This is a genomic window from Methylobacterium sp. J-118 (assembly GCF_057836565.1).
This window is the reverse complement of sequence record NZ_JBYQFA010000001.1, coordinates 3,167,561-3,183,352: the sequence shown is the minus strand read 5'-3', so window position 1 is coordinate 3,183,352 and position 15,792 is coordinate 3,167,561. Positions and strand designations below refer to the sequence as shown.

Annotated in this window: 15 protein-coding genes; 5 read left to right on the top strand and 10 right to left on the bottom strand. The window is 70.3% G+C overall.

The features are described 5' to 3' along the window. The first annotated feature begins 58 nt into the window (after nt 1–58). Nucleotides 59–1,348, top strand: a complete 1,290-nt coding sequence (gene murA, locus AC3IF3_RS15325; RefSeq protein ID WP_243968432.1) for a UDP-N-acetylglucosamine 1-carboxyvinyltransferase — start codon at nt 59–61, stop codon at nt 1,346–1,348. Between the two features lie 187 nt (nt 1,349–1,535). On the opposite strand, the gene AC3IF3_RS15320 is transcribed toward murA, so the two are convergent. Next, nucleotides 1,536–3,209, bottom strand: coding sequence for a DHA2 family efflux MFS transporter permease subunit (locus AC3IF3_RS15320; RefSeq protein ID WP_489229424.1), 1,674 nt, complete (start codon nt 3,207–3,209; stop codon nt 1,536–1,538). Between the two features lie 5 nt (nt 3,210–3,214). Next, nucleotides 3,215–4,510 (bottom strand): HlyD family secretion protein, encoded by a 1,296-nt coding sequence (locus AC3IF3_RS15315; RefSeq protein ID WP_489229423.1) that lies wholly within the window; start codon nt 4,508–4,510, stop codon nt 3,215–3,217. Between the two features lie 205 nt (nt 4,511–4,715). Between AC3IF3_RS15315 and AC3IF3_RS15310 the strand changes: the two genes are divergently transcribed. Together AC3IF3_RS15310 and AC3IF3_RS15305 are read left to right on the top strand one after the other, a co-directional pair. Then, nucleotides 4,716–5,351 carry an HdeD family acid-resistance protein gene (locus tag AC3IF3_RS15310; RefSeq protein ID WP_243968373.1) on the top strand — a complete coding sequence of 212 codons (636 nt, stop codon included), beginning with the start codon at nt 4,716–4,718 and terminating at the stop codon, nt 5,349–5,351. Between the two features lie 103 nt (nt 5,352–5,454). Next, nucleotides 5,455–7,905: a PBP1A family penicillin-binding protein gene (locus tag AC3IF3_RS15305; protein WP_489229422.1), complete on the top strand. Its 2,451-nt coding sequence runs from the start codon at nt 5,455–5,457 to the stop codon at nt 7,903–7,905. Nucleotides 7,906–7,909: 4 nt separating this feature from the next. Here the strand turns inward: AC3IF3_RS15305 and AC3IF3_RS15300 are convergent, their stop codons facing one another. Then, complete coding sequence (locus AC3IF3_RS15300) at nt 7,910–8,338, bottom strand: DUF1810 domain-containing protein (protein ID WP_489229421.1); 429 nt, start codon at nt 8,336–8,338, stop codon at nt 7,910–7,912. A gap of 98 nt (nt 8,339–8,436) precedes the next feature. On the opposite strand from AC3IF3_RS15300, the gene AC3IF3_RS15295 reads away from it, so the two are divergent. Beyond that, entirely contained in the window at nt 8,437–8,802 is a 366-nt protein-coding gene (locus AC3IF3_RS15295; RefSeq protein WP_489217020.1) for a hypothetical protein, read from the top strand. Between the two features lie 27 nt (nt 8,803–8,829). On the opposite strand, the gene AC3IF3_RS15290 is transcribed toward AC3IF3_RS15295, so the two are convergent. After that, on the bottom strand, nt 8,830–9,099 hold the full coding sequence (locus tag AC3IF3_RS15290; RefSeq protein ID WP_489229420.1) for a hypothetical protein: 270 nt from the start codon (nt 9,097–9,099) through the stop codon (nt 8,830–8,832). Nucleotides 9,100–9,310: 211 nt separating this feature from the next. On the opposite strand from AC3IF3_RS15290, the gene AC3IF3_RS15285 reads away from it, so the two are divergent. Next, nucleotides 9,311–9,586, top strand: a complete 276-nt coding sequence (locus AC3IF3_RS15285; RefSeq protein ID WP_489229419.1) for a DUF2061 domain-containing protein — start codon at nt 9,311–9,313, stop codon at nt 9,584–9,586. Between the two features lie 115 nt (nt 9,587–9,701). Here AC3IF3_RS15285 and lanM read toward each other — a convergent pair whose 3' ends face one another. The 6 genes from lanM to AC3IF3_RS15255 all read right to left on the bottom strand — a co-directional run bounded on the left by lanM (nt 9,702) and on the right by AC3IF3_RS15255 (nt 15,645). After that, a complete protein-coding gene (lanM, locus tag AC3IF3_RS15280) occupies nt 9,702–10,115 on the bottom strand; it encodes a lanmodulin LanM (RefSeq protein WP_489229418.1) in 414 nt (137 codons plus the stop codon). A 183-nt stretch (nt 10,116–10,298) separates the two neighbouring features. Then, complete coding sequence (locus tag AC3IF3_RS15275; protein ID WP_489229417.1) at nt 10,299–11,918, bottom strand: ABC transporter substrate-binding protein; 1,620 nt, start codon at nt 11,916–11,918, stop codon at nt 10,299–10,301. A 130-nt stretch (nt 11,919–12,048) separates the two neighbouring features. After that, entirely contained in the window at nt 12,049–13,110 is a 1,062-nt protein-coding gene (locus AC3IF3_RS15270; protein ID WP_489229416.1) for an MBL fold metallo-hydrolase, read from the bottom strand. Nucleotides 13,111–13,198: 88 nt separating this feature from the next. Continuing rightward, a complete protein-coding gene (locus AC3IF3_RS15265) occupies nt 13,199–13,435 on the bottom strand; it encodes a DUF6894 family protein (RefSeq protein WP_243968382.1) in 237 nt (78 codons plus the stop codon). Nucleotides 13,436–13,620: 185 nt separating this feature from the next. Next, entirely contained in the window at nt 13,621–14,658 is a 1,038-nt protein-coding gene (locus AC3IF3_RS15260) for an aromatic ring-hydroxylating oxygenase subunit alpha (protein ID WP_489231307.1), read from the bottom strand. A gap of 411 nt (nt 14,659–15,069) precedes the next feature. After that, nucleotides 15,070–15,645: an ATPase gene (locus tag AC3IF3_RS15255; RefSeq protein ID WP_489229415.1), complete on the bottom strand. Its 576-nt coding sequence runs from the start codon at nt 15,643–15,645 to the stop codon at nt 15,070–15,072. Nucleotides 15,646–15,792: the final 147 nt, after the last annotated feature.

Here is a 15,792-nt window from a genome sequence, read left to right as displayed (position 1 = left end):
TCCGCGGGGAAGACGGCCGGCCGCGCGCCCCTCTGGGCGCGCCGCCCGAGGATACATGATGGACCGCATCCACATCACCGGCGGCGTGCCGCTCAACGGCGTGATCCCGATCTCGGGCGCCAAGAACGCGGCGCTGCCGCTGATGATCGCGAGCCTGCTCACCGGCGAGACGCTCGAACTCATCAACGTGCCGCGGCTGGCCGACATCGCCGCGCTGACGCGGATCCTCGGCAATCACGGCGTCGACCACATGGTCGTCGGCAAGCGTCCCGGTCAGACCACGGAGACCGGGCAGACGATCCGGCTCACCGCCTCCAACGTGATCGACACCACGGCGCCCTACGAGCTGGTCTCGACCATGCGAGCGAGCTTCTGGGTGATCGCCCCGCTGCTTGCCCGGTTCGGCGAGGCGAAGGTCTCGCTGCCCGGCGGCTGCGCCATCGGCACGCGGCCGGTGGATCTGCTGATCATGGCGCTCGAGAAGCTCGGGGCCGAGATCGAGATCGACGCCGGCTACGTGGTCGCGAAGACGAAGAACGGATTGCGCGGGGCCGAGATCGCCTTCCCCAAGGTTACGGTGGGCGGCACCCACGTGGCGCTGATGGCGGCGGCGCTGGCCTACGGCACCACGGTGATTGAGAACGCCGCCCGAGAGCCCGAGGTGGTCGACCTCGCCGAGTGCCTGAACAAGATGGGCGCCAAGATCCGCGGCGCCGGCACGCCCCATATCGAGATCGAGGGCGTGGCCCGGCTCGGCGGCGCCCGCCACGCGGTGCTGCCCGACCGGATCGAGACCGGCACCTACGCCATGGCGGTGGCGATGGCCGGCGGCGACGTGACCCTCAAGGACACCCGAGCCGACCTGCTGCATTCCGCCCTCGACATCCTGTCGACCACGGGCGCCGAGATCAGCCAGGTCGAGGGCGGGATCCGGGTGCGCCGCAACGGCGCCGGCATCGCGGCGGTCGACGTGACCACCGACCCGTTCCCGGGTTTCCCCACCGACCTGCAGGCGCAGTTCATGGCGCTGATGACCCTCGCCAAGGGCCAGTCGCACATCCGCGAAACGATCTTCGAGAACCGGTTCATGCATGTGCAGGAACTGGCCCGCCTCGGCGCGAAGATCCGGCTGGACGGCGACCTGGCCGTGGTCGAGGGCGTCGAGCGGCTGAAGGGTGCCCCCGTGATGGCGACCGACCTGCGCGCCTCCGTTTCCCTGGTCATCGCCGGGCTCGCCGCCGAGGGCGAGACGCAGATCAACCGGGTCTACCACCTCGACCGCGGCTTCGAGGCCCTGGAAGCCAAGCTCGCCCGCTGCGGCGCCCGGATCGAGCGCGTCCGGAGCTGAGTCGCTCCGCGGAGCCGGGACCCTGGTCGAGACCCGGGGGCCGCCCGGCACCGCGCCCGTGACGAAGCCCCCGTCCGCGCGTATGGAAGGGGGCGTGCTTCCGATCCCGGCGATCGCGTCCGGCATCGCCGCCGGGATGGGCGCGGCATCGCACCACCCGATCGCGATCGGCGAACCACGAGCCCCGTCAATGCCCCCCGGCCGGCGCGCCACCGCCGAGCTTGACGGTCTTCAGGCTGAGCGCCAGGGGCACCGCGCAGGCGGCGACGAGCCCGAGCACCCAGAACACGTCGATATAGGCCCAGTAGGCGACCTGGGTCTGGAGAACGCTGCCGATCCAGGCGGTCGCTTGGTTCTGGGCCTCGACGCCGGCATAGCCGTGCTCGGAGAAGTACTGCGTCGCCTGCCGCATGGTCTCCTGATAGGCCGGCGCGGAGGGCGTCACGGTCTCGACAAGCCGGCTCTGGTGGAACTGGCTGCGGTAGGCCAGGATGTTCTGGGCCAGCGAGACGCCCATCGAGCCGCCGACATTGCGGGCGACGTTGATCAGCGCCGAGGCCTGATCGGTCTGGTCCTTGCGGATCCCCTCGTAGGAGGCGGAGGTGATCGACAGGAACACCATCGGCAGGCCGATCCCGATATAGACCCGCGACCACGCGAAGAACGCGAAGGTGGTGGTGCCGTCGAGCCGGGTCAGGTCGACCATCCCGAGCGCCACGATGGCCATGCCGGCGGCGATCAGCCATTTCGGCTGGATGTAGGCGGAGACACGGCCGGTCAGGAACATCATCACCACCGTGACGATGCCGCCCGGGCCGAGCACCAGCCCCGACAGGGTGGCGGTGTAGCCGTAATACTCCTGCGTGATCTGCGGGATGAACTGCGTGGTGGCGATCAGGATCGCCCCGGTGAACATCATCACCAGGAAGCAGGAGCCGAACTGGCGGTTGCCGATGAGGCTCAGATCGACGGCCGGGTTCTTCTTGTTCAGGAGCCACGGGATCATGGCGATGAACGAAACCACCATCAGCACGGCCGAGACGTTCATCAGCGTCGAGGTGCCGAACCAGTCCTTCCGCTGGCCCTCGTCGAGGATCACCTCCAGGGAGCCGAGGAACAGGGCGACCAGCAGGAAGCCGACGATGTCGAAGCGGATCCCCTTCCGAACCAGGGCGCGGCGTTCGGTCTTGGCCGCCTCGCTGTCCTCGATGAGCCAGTACATCAGCCCGAGGGCGATGATACCGATGGGTCCGTTGATCAGGAAGCACCAGTGCCAGGAGGCGTTGTCGGAGAGCCAGCCGCCCAGCGTCGGGCCGATCACGGGCGCGACCACGATGGCGACGCCGTAGAGCGCGAAGGCCTGTCCCCGCTTCGCCGGCGGGAAGGAATCGGCCAGGATCGACTGCGCGAGCGGTGCCATCCCGCCGCCGCCAAGTCCCTGGAGCACCCGGAAGAACAGGAGCGATTCCAGGCTCCAGGCGAAGCCGCACAGGATCGACGCGATGGTGAACAGGCCCACCGACCACATGAAGAAGGCCTTGCGGCCGTAGCGCTTGGCCAGGAAGCTCGACGCCGTCAGCGTGATCGCGTTGGCCACGAGGTAGCTCGTCACCACCCAGGCCGCCTCGTCGGGCCCGACCGCGAGCCCCCCCGAGATGTAGCGCAGTGCCACGTTGGCGATCGTGGTGTCGAGCACCTCCATGAAGGTCGCGAGCGCCACCACGCCGGCGATCAGCCATGGATTGTGCCCGCCCGGCGCGGTGCCTGAGGCGGACTTGCCTGATGCCGCCTTGCCTGATGCCGCCTTGCCTGATGCCGCCTTGCCTGATGCCGCCTTGCCGGCCCCGGTGCTGCCGGCCATCCCGCTCACCGCACCGTGACGGTGGGGACGATCGACATGCCCGGGCCGATCGCGACGTCCTTCGGCCAGTCCTTGACGACGATCTTGACCGGGATGCGCTGCGTGACCTTCACGTAGTTGCCGGTGGCGTTCTGCGCCGGCAGCAGGCTGAAGGCAGTGCCGGAACCGGGCTGGACCGAGGCCACGGTGCCGTGGATCTTGCGGTTCGGGTAGGCGTCGATCTCCAGGTCGACCGGCTGGTCCGGACGCATGTCGGTGATCTGGGTCTCCTTGAAATTCGCGGTGACCCAGATGTCGTCGGGCACGAACATCGACAGGCTCTGACCGGCCTGGGCGAGCTGGCCGATGCCGCCGGTGAGCCGCACGACGCGGCCGGATTGGACGGCACGGACCGTCGTGTAGCCGAGATTCAGCTCCGCCTGCTCGACCTGCGCCTGGTCGCGGGCGAGCTGTGCCTGTGTCGAGGCTTTCTGGGCTTCGAGCGAGCCGATCTGCTTCTGCGCCGCGACCACGCTGGCATTGGCGCTCTGCAGCGCGGCCTGACGCTGCTGGAGCGTCGAGGTCGCCGATTGCGATTGCTGGATCGAGCCCGAGCCGCGATCGGCGAGGTCCTTGTAGCGGGCGGCGTCCTCCTGGGCGAATTTCAGGGCCGCTTCGGCGGTGGCTACCTGCGCCTTCGACACGTCGATATTGGCGTTCTGCGCCTGGATCTGGGCATCGATGTTCCGGATCGCGGCCTGGTCGGCCACGACCTGCGCCTTCGCCTGATCGAGGGCGATCGCATAGTCGCGCTGATAGATCTGGAACAGGATCTGCCCCGCCTCGACGTGCTGGTTGTCGGTGACCGGCACGTCGACGAGGTAGCCGCCGACCTTGGGCTGGATCGAGATGCTGCGGGCATCGACGAACGCGTCGTCCGTGCTCTCGTAGGGATGCATGTACAGGAGCCAGTAGAAGAACACCCCGACGCACAGGGCGACCACCGCGAGGCCGCCGAGCAGGAACGCGACGGGGTGCCGCCGTAGGATGTTGGGGCGCCGCGCGTCGCCCTGCGCGTCGCCCTGCGCGTCGTCCTCCGTCGCGTCGGCCTTGTCCTCGGCCTGCGCGGCCTGATCGTCGCCGTCCGAGCCGGGTTTGCGAGCGGTCTCCGGGTCCCGCTCCGGGCGATCTCCGCCGAGATCCATGACGTCGCGGTCGGAGAGGGCGCGGCCCGCGCCGTCCCGGTCGCCCGCATCAACCCGGCTGTCGGCCGGCCGCGCGCGTGCCTCGGCCTCGGAGGCCTGCCGCTGATCGTCAAGCATGGGAAGTCGCCGCCCGATGGGCCGGCCACCTCACGGTGACCGGGCTCTGCACATCGCCCGCCTCGCGGTTCAAAAGCCGGGCGCCGGCCCAAGGTTCCATCGCGGTTCCCCAGCGATGCCGCCCTGCACAGGAACGGTTGCCGCGATGCGGCGTTTTGCGCGGGAATCTCGGCCGTTCAAGACCGTGCAGGTTCGGAGTCCCACCATGACCAGCAGTCCGACCCCCTCCCCCGGGCCGACAGCGACCTCTCCCACCGGAATCCCGCTGGTGGGTGTCGCGCGTCTCGATGCCATGAGCGCGGCGCTCGCTCGCAACTGGTGGCTCGTCGCCCTGCGCGGGGTCGTGGCGATCCTGTTCGGCGCCCTCGCCCTCACCGCCCCGGGGGCGTTCGTGCTCTCCCTGGTGCTGTTTTTCGCCGCCTACATGCTGACCGACGGCGTCTTCGCCATCCTCGGCGCAGTCCGGGCCGCGCAACGTCACGAGCGCTGGGGCTTCCTGCTCCTGGAGGGGCTGGTCGACATCGTGGTGGCGGTCGCCGCCGCGCTGGTGCCGGCCGCCGCCGTCTGGGCCTTCGTCCTCATGCTCGCCGCCTGGGCCCTGGTGACCGGCGGCCTCATGATCGCGGCCGCGTTCCGGCTGCATCTCCATTACGGGCGCTGGTGGCTGATCCTGGGCGGCCTCGTGTCGATCCTGTTCGGGATAGCGCTCATCGTCGCGCCGGGCATGTCGGCCCTGGTGCTGACGTGGTGGATCGGTGGCTACAGCCTCGCCTTCGGCGTGCTCCTGCTGATCCTCGCCATCCAGCTGCGAAACCGGCACGGCGCGGCCGGGCTGCGGTGAGGCCGAGGGCACCGTCTTTTCCCCAAAGGCCGGTGGTCACCGTTCGGAACGATGCTCTAGAACCGACCCACGGCCGGAACGCCCGGCCCCGGAACCCCATGCGATGATGCCCGATGCGCCGGAGCGCAGCCCGGCCGACGGGCCGACCCCGTCAGGTCCGAATGCCGGGCCGGGCCCGCGCTCGGCGGCCCGGGAGGCCCGCCGGGCCGCCGGCGACCTCGCGCGCAGCCTCTGGGCCCTGATCGCCGCGGGCGGCCTCGGTATCGCCGGCCTGGCGCGGACGATCTCGGTGCGGGCGCGGGGCCTGCTGGAGCGGCGGCGCCGCGCCGGCCCGGAGGTCCGATCGCCGGAGCCGATCGCGGCCACCGCCCCCTCGCCTCTCCGTGGCGACCGGCCGCTCCGCTCCCGCCTGCGCCGGCACCCGGCCCTGATCGCCGCCGCGGCCGTGATCCTGCTCCCGGTCCTGGCGCTGGCGGTCTACCTGCTCGCCGCCCTCCTGACCCTGCCGCCACTCGGCGGGGCCGTGGTCGAGAGCGGCCAGCGGGCGATCACGGTCGAGGCCGATGACGGACGCGTCTTCGCCACCCGCGGCAGCTTCCGGGGCCAGAAACTCACCGCGGCCGACCTGCCGCCGCATCTCGCCCAGGCGATCGTGGCGATCGAGGATCGACGTTTCTACAGCCACTGGGGCATCGACTTGCGCGGCCTCGTCCGGGCCGCGTGGCGCGACGTCGCGGGCGGCGGCGTCCGCGAGGGCGGATCGACGATCACGCAGCAATACGCGCGCCTCACCTCCCTGAACCAGGAGAAGACGCTCTGGCGCAAGGCGCAGGAGGCGCTGCTGGCTCTGCGGATCGAGGCGACCATGAGCAAGGACGAGATCCTGCTCGGCTACCTCGACACCGCCTATTTCGGCGCCGGGGCCTACGGGGCCGACGCGGCGGCCCGGCGCTACTTCGGCAAACCGGCCAAGGCCCTGAACCTTCCGGAATCGGCCATGCTGGCCGGGCTGGTGCGCGCGCCCTCGCAGCTCGCCCCGACGCGCAACCTCGGCGGCGCCAAGGAGCGGGCCGACGTGGTGCTCCAGGCCATGGTCGAGACCGGCGCGATCACCCAGAGCGAGTCCGACGCGGCGCGGCGCCAGAGCGTGACCCTGAAGACGCCGCCCGAGGCGCCCCCCGGCACCAACTACTTCCTCGACATGATCGCCGGCGACGTGAAGCGGCTGGCCGGCAAGGACGGCGACCTCACGGTCCGCTCGACCTTGAACCTCGACCTCCAGAGCCTCGCCGAGGGCGTCGTCGCCCGACGCCTCGACAAGGACGGGCGCCGCCGCAAGGTCGGCCAGGCGGCCATGGTGGTGCTGTCGAAGGAGGGCGCGATCCTCGCCATGGTGGGGGGCCGCGACTACGAGGACAGCCAATTCAACCGCGCCGTCCAGGCCAAGCGCCAGCCGGGCTCCCTGTTCAAGCTCCTCGTCTACCTCACCGCCTACGAGCAGGGCTACACGCCCGACTCCGTGCTGGTCGACCGGCCGGTGCAGATCGGCGACTGGGAGCCGGAGAACGACGACGGGCGCTTTCGCGGGCCGGTGCCGCTGCGGACCGCCTTCGCCCTCTCGATCAACACGGTGGCGGCCCAGCTCGGCCAGGAGGTCGGCATTCCGGCGGTGATCGCGACCGCGCGCAAGCTCGGGATCCAGTCCGACCTGCCGAACGTGCCGAGCCTGGTCCTCGGCTCGGGCGCCGTGAGCCTCTTGGAGATGACCCGCGCCTACGGTTCGGTGCTGTCCGGCCGCGCTCCGCTCCAGGCCTTCGCCATCCAGGCGATCCGCGGGGCGGCGCCGCAGCCGCTCTATGTCCAGCCCGACGCCGCGCCCGGGGCAACCCTCGCCCAGGAGCCGCGCACGGCGATGCTCGATTCGCTCCAGGCGGTGGTCGAGTCCGGGACCGGACGGGCGGCGCGGGTGCCGGGCCAGATCATCGGTGGCAAGACCGGCACGAGCCAGGATTTCCGCGACGCGTGGTTCGTAGGCATGAGCCCGGATCTCGTGGTCGGGATCTGGGTCGGCAACGACGACGACAGCCCGATGAACCGGATGTTCGGCGGCGAGATGCCCGCCGGGATCTTCCACGACTTCGTCCAGCGGGCGTCGGAGAAGCTGGCCAAAGGGAAGCCGCGCCCCTCCGCGGAACGGTCCGAGCCGGCCCGGGCGCCCATGCCCGCGCCGGCCGCGGCGGGGGATATCCGGGGCGTGCCGGAGGTGGTCGATACCGGGACCCTGTCCCTGCGCGGGCGCACCGTGCGCCTCCTCGGCGTCGAGGGGGAGCGTGGCCATCTCGCCCGCCAGCTCGCGAGCTACCTGCGAAGGCGCGAGGTGGTCTGCACCGGGGTCGCCGACGCCGCCGGCGCCCGGTGCCGGATCGAGGGCGACGACCTCGCCGGGCTGATCCTGGCGGCGGGCGGGGCCCGGGCTGCGGAGGACGCACCCCCGGACCTGCTCGGCGCCGAGGAGCAGGCGCGGGCCGAGCGCGTTGGGCTCTGGGGCCGCTGAGACGTCAGCCCGTCCCGAGCTTGGCCAGGGTCAGCGGATCGGGTTCGGCGGCGAAATACCGGGCCAGCGCCTCTGCGAAGAGGGCCTCGTCCGGCGCAGCGGCGGAAAACAGCGTCAGGCTGGAGCGGAACTTCACGTCGTCCGGGGAGCCGAAGATCGCCCGCGCCGAGCGCCCGGACACGGCGTTGACCGCCGTCGTGCAGGCCCGCAGGCGCGCCCCCAGTATCGGATGCGCGAGATAGGCGCGCGCCTCGGCCAGGGAACCGAGCGCGTAGCGCTGCGCCATCGGGCTCGAACCCAGGCCGGCGATCTGCGGGAAGATGAACCACATCCAGTGGCTGCGCTTCTCCCCGGCCCGCAATTCCGCGAGGGCCTGCGGATAGACGCCGTCCTGGGCCGTGACGAAGCGTCCGAGATCATGCACGTCCGCCATCGCCCCGCTCCTCGCCGCCTCAGTGGGACAACGGCCCGCCGCGCTCCGGGATGCAGGGCGTCCCTGACGTCCCGGCTGGTTTCGTGTAAGCGCGGCCTATGTTCGGCACCCTCGTCGCCTTCATGGTCGCGAATCCGGCGACAAGCCACGCCCTGACGGCCATCCTCGAGACCGGCGGGATGGCGGCCGCCCTGATCCTGCTGCGGACGCCCCGGCCGGAGGGCACCGCTGCGCTCCTGGTCTCGACCTACTATTACGGCCGGGAGGCCGGCCAGCGCGAGCACGACGTCAAGCACGCGGGCTGGGACGCCGTTCAGGCGCATCTCGGCGCCGAATTCCTGTATGGATGGGCCCTGCCGAACCTTCAGCAATGGGTGGCGCCGACCTGCGCAGCCTGGGCGGTGGCGGCCACGATCCTCCTGCTCCGGTCGCGGACCCGGCGCGCCGGCAGCGCTCTCCGGTAGCCTGCTCCGGTTCGAACCGCCCCGCGTTCAGGTCCGCGCGAAGGGGCCGTCCGACGGACCGATCTCGCTCCGGTCGCCGAGGAGTCGGCGGGCCGAGGCGATGATCTGGACCGTGTCGCGGTTGTCGCACTGACGCCGCGCCAGGGCTTCCAGATCACGCAGGTAATCGATCACCGGACTGCGCTGCTTCTCGCCCCGTCCGATCACCGGCTCGACCTTGGCGGTCACCGTCCCGGCGACCGTCTCCCAGAATCCGGGCTGGCAGCCCGCGGGATCTCGACGTGAAGGCTGGTGCATCTTGCGTACCCTTCTGCCTCGCAGGCCGGGTTTGTCGAGCGTTTCGCGGCGCGCCGCATTCACCCATGTTGGATGCGGCGCCGCAATGGCGCGGACGCCCCGACACGCGTGCGCCATTGTCATCGCCGGCCGCCGAACGTCAGGTGTCGGGGCCATCAGGGCGGCCCGCGCCTCCAGGCGGCTGCGTCCGGGCGGGCAGGGAGGGATCGCTATGCCGGCCGATGATTCACCAACCGAGGACCAGTCGGTTCGACCCGATGCCGGCGCGCGACCGGCCGCGCCGCCCGGGGAGACCCGCCTTCGCTCGATCGCCAAGGCCGTGAGCTGGCGCGTCGTCGGAAGCCTCGACACGCTGCTGCTGTCCTACCTGTTCACCGGGAATGTCCTGATCGCCGGTTCCATCGCGTCGACGGAGACCCTGACCAAGACGGTGCTGTACTACCTGCACGAGCGCGGCTGGGGCCTGGTGCGTCTGGGCCGCGCCTGAGAGGGGGCGTATCCCTCCGACAGACCGCGTTCCGCGCGCCGCGACGAAAAAACCCCCGTGGAGGGATCCACGGGGGTTCGGATCGGAGGCACCCCGGTTGGGGGGCCCGGTGCGGTTACTTGATGAGGGCGAGCAGCGCCTTGCCGGCCTTCGTGTTCAGCTCCTTAGCGTCCAAGGTGCCGTCGCCGTCCGGATCGGCCATCTTGAAGCGCGCGGCGACCGCAGCGAGGTACTCCTTCTTGTCGAGGGTGCCGTCGCTGTCCGGGTCGGCCTGCTTCACGCCGGCCTGGCTCAAGCGGCCCTTCAGCTCACGGGCGTCGAGGGTCCCGTCGGAATCCTTCTCGAGACGGTCGAAGGTCGCGGAGGCCACCGCCTCGACTTCCTTCATGTCCACCGTGCCGTCGCTGTCGGTGTCGATCATCTTCACGGCGCTGGCGCCGCCCACGGGCTTGGCCCACGCGGCCGGAACCGAAAGGGTAGACAGCGCGAGGGCTGCGGCGGCGAAACCACTGAGAACACGAAGGGTCATTGCCAAATTCTCCCGAAAAATTATGCCCGATCTTCCTAGTTCGCGATTCGCTTTGCTGCAAGTGCGAAATTGCCGGCCCGAGGTCGTCGGCACGGACAAGACAGATCCTTCATGAGAAAGGGGCCGGCGGTTGCCGGCCCCTCATGTGTTGGACAATCGTCGGAATGCGGGTCGGGGATCGGATCAGGCGAGGGTCGCGAGATCCTGGAACCAATGCTGCGCCTGCACATAGGTCTTCACCCGCGGCGACAGGGCGTGCGGGTTGGTGTCGTGCACCACCCAGACCTGGACCGCGTCATCGACGACGATCTCGTGGATGCGCGCCAGCAGCCTGTTCTGCTCGTCCGTATCGAGGCTGGCCTTCACCTTGTCGCAGAGGGCATCGACCTCGGGGTTGCGATAGTGGCTCCAGTTCACGCCGTTCGGAGCGATCTGCTTCGAGTCGTAAAAGCGCAGGATCGCGTAGAACGGGTCCGAGGTGACGTAGGCGATGTTCTCGGCCGTGACGCCCTTGAGGCTCGGATCCGCAGCCCCCTGGCGCCAGGCGGTGTAGGCCACCTCCAGCTCCACCGTCTTGAATTCGACCTGGATTCCGACCTCCGCCCAGCTCTGCTGGATGAACTCGTTGATCGGCAGGGACAGCATCTGCCCGGTTCCGCCGGTCGGGATCAGGATCGTGGCCTTGACCGGATTCTTCACCGAGAAGCCCGCCTCCGCGACGAGCTTGCGCGCCTGATCGACGTCGGTCTTGATCTGGAAGCTCGGGTTGCCGAACCACGGGCTCGACTGCTGCACCTGACCCACGGCCGGCTGCGCGAGCCCGCCCATCAACTCCACGACGCCCGCGCGGTCGACGGCGAGGTTGGCGGCCCGGCGCAGGCGCAGGTCCCGCCAGGGCGAGCCCTCCAGCATCGAGAGATGGTAGTTCCAGACATGCGGTGTCTCGTTGCCGACGACCCGCATGCCGGCGCCCTTCAGGCGCGGGACCGCGTCGGGGGCCGGCGATTCGATCAGGTCGACCGCGCCGGACAGGAGCGCGTTCACCCGGGCGAGGTCCTCGGGGACGCAGCTGAGCGTGAGCTTGCCGAGCTTCGGCACCCGCTTCGGGTTCCAGTATCCGACGTTCGGCAGGAGTTCGAGGCGCACCCGCGGGACCAGCTGACCCATGCGGAACGGCCCGGTGCCCGAGGGTTCGAAGGCGAACTTCGCCCAGTCGCGGCCGACCTTCTCGTACTGGGCCGGCGAGGAGATCAGGAACCAGAGCATCTGGTAGGGGAACAGGCTGTCGGGCGCCTTGGTGGTCACCTGAACGGTCCTGGGGTCGAGCTTCCGGTAGCTCGCCACGCCGGGCAGGCGCGGGCGGACCTGCGCGGCCTGGCGCTGGTCGAAATGCGGCGCCTCCTTGTTCAGCACCTTGTCGAAGTTCCAGATCACCGCGTCGGCGTCGAAGGCCGAGCCGTCGTGGAAGGTCACGCCCTCGCGCAGGTGGAAGGTCCAGACCTTGGGATCCGCCGGATCGGCCTCCCAGGCGGTGGCGAGCCCCGGGACCATCTTGCCCGGCCGGTCGGCGACGTCGAGTTCCCAGGCGACCAGGGGGTCGTAGAGGGTCAGGCCGGTGAACTGATAGCCGCCGGCGCCCCGGTCGGGCTGGCCGGTGGTCAGCGGCAGATCGGTCATCGAGATGCCGTAGGTCAGGCTGCCGGGGGCCGCACCCTGCGCCCCGGCCCGGCCCGGCGCCCCGAACGCGGCCAGGGCGGCGCCTCCGGCCATCAGCGAGCGGCGTGTCGGCTTGATCGAATCCATCGTGTCTCTCGGCAGAGGGGAACGCGCCGCCCGGAAGCGCCGCCCATCCGTCGGGGGCGCCGCGCCCTAGGCTGCATACGGTATCTTGCATGCATCGTGCCCAACGCCGCAGCCTTCGGTATTTGGCGCCCTACCCCTCCCAGACCTGCCCGGGCCGCAGCGCCAGGAACCGATCGGGGGCGATCCCCTGCGCTTCGAGCGCCGCAGACAGCGCCTCCGCCGGGCGTTCGATGCCCTCGTCGGTGAGCTGGAAGGTGCCCCAATGGTGGCCGAGCGCCTGCTCGGCCCCGAGCAGCGCCAGGGCCTCCACGGCCTCGGCGGGGTTCACGTGCTGGGCCTTCATGAACCAGCGCGGCTCGTAGGCGCCGATCGGCAGGGTCGCCAAGCGGGGCGCCCCGAACCGGGCGCGGATGTCGCGAAACAGGCCGCCGTCGCCGAAGCCGGTATCGCCGACATGGTAGTGGACGCCCCGGGACGAGGTGATCACGAAGGCGCACCACAGCGCCATGCGCCGGTCCTTCACGCCCCGGGCCGACCAATGGTTCGCCGGGGTCAGGTGGACCTGCAGCCCGTCGCCGAGATCGACCGACTCACCCCAGTCGCGGGTCTCGACATGCATCGTGTCGTCGTAGCCGCGCAGGATCGCGTCGTTGCCCAGCGGCGCCACGATCAGCGGCTGGTGCGCTTGCCAGATCCGCGCGAGGGCCGGCCCGTCGAGATGGTCGTAGTGATTGTGGGTGATCAGCACCGCGTCGATGGGCGGCAGGTCGGACAGGGCGATGCCCGGCAGGTTCACGCGCTTCGGGCCGGCGAAGCGGACCGGGCTCGCGCGCTTGGCGAAGACCGGGTCGATCAGGATGTTGCGGCCGGCGACCTGAACGAGGTAACTCGCATGGCCGATCAGCACGACCCGCAATCCCGGGACGCGTTCGGGCGGCCGGTCCGCCGGATAGGGGCTCGGAAAACGCTTCGGCCAGGGCTCCCGCTGGCGCTTGGCCTGCCAGCGCAGGACATCGGGCAGCGACTTGTCGGTCGCCTGGTCCGGCAGGAAGAACCGCAGGCCGTCGAAATGGTCGGAGACGGGCCCCCGGTAATAGGGATTCTTGCCGCGCCGGTGGGCGGCATAGCCGACGCCGCCGAGCGTCATCACCGTGGCCGCACTCGCGACCGTGAGCAGGCTGCGCCGTTTCATGGATGTGACATGGCCGATCGCGCGCGCCGGTCAAGTTCACCGGCCTTGCGGCGGCGGGCCTCAGGGCCTGTCCGGGCCGCGGCGACGGTCAGTCGACGGCCTCGGCGGCGAGCGAGAGCCGCGCCCGGTAGACCACCTTGCCGACGCCGTCGCGCACGCAGGCCACGTAATCCTGGCGCTCGACATCCGGCAGCATGTCGCGGGCGATCGCCGACATGATCCGGGTGACCTTGGCCCGGGCGGCCGGAAGGTCCGGGAGCTCGAAGCCGACCTCGTCGCGGATCGGCTGGGAGCCGTCGTGAAGATCTATGAAGAAGCGAGGCATCGGCCCGAAGCGTCTCGAGAAGAGGTAATGCTTCGCAATCATTGCTCTAGCTATGGTTAACGAGCACTTAATTTCGGGGCTGGACGGTTTTAACGGCCAACCGGCCTAAAGACCAAGAACGCCTGAAACCATCGTCACAGCCAGAACGAGCCTCCAGCCCGCGCCCTCATCCTGAGGTGCCGCGCTCACGAGCGCCAGCGCAACTCCCGTCGCTCCAGCGGATTGGCGAATGCGCGCCCGTCGCGGGCCGATTCCAGCGCCTCGCGCTTCAGGCGGAAGTACCATTGCGAGGGCAGGTCGCCCTGGCCGAACAGCACCATCGTGGGCTTGCGGTCGAGGCCGTCCTGCGCGTGCTGGAGCACCTGCTGATCCTGGGTCAGGAACTGGCGCATCAGCGGGCGGGCGACCGGCCTGAGCAGGTTCAGGGCCGGCATGCTCCAGTAGAGGGCGTTGGTGAGCAGCGTCCGGTCCGGCGTCAGGGGCGTCGCGAAGGTGTAGTTGGCGACACGCTTCGCACCGGCGCGGATCCGCTCCAGGCGCACGCCCGGCAGGCGGAACTCGATCTCGACCTCCGGTACGCCGCCGAGCAGGCGGTAGACCGGCGAACTCGTCGTGGTGGCGTGACTCGTCATGACGAAGCCGTGGGGCACCGGCTGGAAGGTCTTCACCTTCTCGCGGAGCTGCTTCGAGGGCCGGAACCACCAGGAATCGTGGACGAAGGCCACGTGCCCCGGATCCACCAGGCTCAGGGTTGTGAGATCGAAGGAGGCTTCGACCACGAGTTCCACCACCAGAGCGCCCACCGGCGCGAAATCCAGGTCCGGCACGGCCGGCACGTCCCCGCCGTCCGGTCCCGTATGCGGATTGACCCAGAGGAAGCCGGCGCTCTCACGCACCGGGAAGCGCTGGACCTGGATGCGGGAGAAGTCGGCGGCGTCGTGTTCCGACAGGGTCGGCACGTCGCGGCAGCGCCCATCCGTGCCGAAGCGCCAGCCGTGGAACGGGCACATCAGCGTATCGCCGTCGAAGCGGCCCTTGGACAGGGCCATGCCGCGATGCGGGCAGCGGTCGCGGAGCGCGAACGCGGTCCCGTCGGGGGCGCGGCCCAGCACGATCTGCTCGCCGTTCAGTTCCACGGCGCGGAGGCCGGTCTTGCTGCCCGGCGGGCCGAGGCCGCGGGCCTGGCCGACGCAGTACCACGCGTTCCCGAGCGGCTGGCGCATCGCGTCGGGGTCGAGGGCGGCCTCGTCGGTGGGACGCGGCGGGTTGGTGAAGGGGGCGTTCAAAGGGGTTCGGGCTGACCACGGGGCACCCGTCATACGCCCGGCAGGCGGGGCGGGAAAGCGCGCCCCCGGGGAGGACAAACGGGCGCAGCCCCGGGGCTTCACAAGCCGGCCCGGGCCGCCTACCTTCGCTTCACCCGCAACGAACGAAAGGAGGTGATCCAGTGTCTCATTGTCATCAGCCGTGTGTCTCGGCTCATCGGACCTGGACCGTCGCCTCCGGCGCGTCGCTCTAAGACGCGTCAGAGACCCGATCTCGGGACAGTTCCGCCGGACGACACGGTTCGGCAATGGAAGGGCCACCCTCGCGGGTGGCCCTTCGATGTTTCAGGGTCCTGTCCGAGGGTCGCGTCAGCGCTTCTGAAGCTGGAACAGCGGCTGGGCCAGCGCCTCGGTCCGGGCGCGCCACAGGTCGCGCTCCTCGCGCAGGGCATCGCGCTCGCCGACCAGGGCGAGGCGCTCGGCCGAAGTCCGTTCACGCTCGGCCTTCATGGCCTCGCGCTCGGCGTGGAACCGCTCCCGCTCGGCGCGGATCTCCGCCTGCTCGGCCCGCAGATCGTCGAGTGAGCCGATCTCCTCTTGGATGTGCGCGCGCAGAACCCGGATCTCCTCCGCGAGGATCGCCTGGAGCTCGTCCTGATGCTCGGCCTCCAGACGGAGCTTCGCCTTCAGCATCAGGTTCTCGGCCATCAGCTCGGAGATGTCGGCATCCTCGGCCGCCGCATCCGGCCCGGACGGGGCGACGAACCGGGGCGACCACGTGGTATCGGAGGTGTCGCGCCCGGACTTCGCGTCCGGGCGGATCTCCTCCGGCCGCGGCTCGGCCGGGCTGTGCGTCTTCATCGCCGAGAGCCAGTCCCGCAGCGGGCCGGGCGCGGGACGGCCACCGGCCTCGATCGGCGGCAGGGAGCGGGCGGGTTCCGACATCGGCGGCGTCCTGAGCGAAGAGGACCCGATGACAATCCGAACATGCTTAACGATCGGTAAAGGCAACGCGCTTGGCCGACCTCGATCGCGACGCCACGGCGCAGGAAATTGACTTTCCGTGCCGGCGCGGCTACGCCCCGCCCTCCC

Bases quoted from the DNA above. Each gene is read 5' to 3' on its own strand.
- murA (WP_243968432.1), top strand. From the start codon at position 59: ATGGACCGCATCCACATCACCGGCGGCGTGCCGCTCAACGGCGTGATC.
- AC3IF3_RS15320 (WP_489229424.1), bottom strand. From the start codon at position 3,209: ATGGCCGGCAGCACCGGGGCCGGCAAGGCGGCATCAGGCAAGGCGGCA.
- AC3IF3_RS15315 (WP_489229423.1), bottom strand. From the start codon at position 4,510: ATGCTTGACGATCAGCGGCAGGCCTCCGAGGCCGAGGCACGCGCGCGG.
- AC3IF3_RS15310 (WP_243968373.1), top strand. From the start codon at position 4,716: ATGACCAGCAGTCCGACCCCCTCCCCCGGGCCGACAGCGACCTCTCCC.
- AC3IF3_RS15305 (WP_489229422.1), top strand. From the start codon at position 5,455: ATGATGCCCGATGCGCCGGAGCGCAGCCCGGCCGACGGGCCGACCCCG.
- AC3IF3_RS15300 (WP_489229421.1), bottom strand. From the start codon at position 8,338: ATGGCGGACGTGCATGATCTCGGACGCTTCGTCACGGCCCAGGACGGC.
- AC3IF3_RS15295 (WP_489217020.1), top strand. From the start codon at position 8,437: ATGTTCGGCACCCTCGTCGCCTTCATGGTCGCGAATCCGGCGACAAGC.
- AC3IF3_RS15290 (WP_489229420.1), bottom strand. From the start codon at position 9,099: ATGCACCAGCCTTCACGTCGAGATCCCGCGGGCTGCCAGCCCGGATTC.
- AC3IF3_RS15285 (WP_489229419.1), top strand. From the start codon at position 9,311: ATGCCGGCCGATGATTCACCAACCGAGGACCAGTCGGTTCGACCCGAT.
- lanM (WP_489229418.1), bottom strand. From the start codon at position 10,115: ATGACCCTTCGTGTTCTCAGTGGTTTCGCCGCCGCAGCCCTCGCGCTG.
- AC3IF3_RS15275 (WP_489229417.1), bottom strand. From the start codon at position 11,918: ATGGATTCGATCAAGCCGACACGCCGCTCGCTGATGGCCGGAGGCGCC.
- AC3IF3_RS15270 (WP_489229416.1), bottom strand. From the start codon at position 13,110: ATGAAACGGCGCAGCCTGCTCACGGTCGCGAGTGCGGCCACGGTGATG.
- AC3IF3_RS15265 (WP_243968382.1), bottom strand. From the start codon at position 13,435: ATGCCTCGCTTCTTCATAGATCTTCACGACGGCTCCCAGCCGATCCGC.
- AC3IF3_RS15260 (WP_489231307.1), bottom strand. From the start codon at position 14,658: ATGCGCCAGCCGCTCGGGAACGCGTGGTACTGCGTCGGCCAGGCCCGC.
- AC3IF3_RS15255 (WP_489229415.1), bottom strand. From the start codon at position 15,645: ATGTCGGAACCCGCCCGCTCCCTGCCGCCGATCGAGGCCGGTGGCCGT.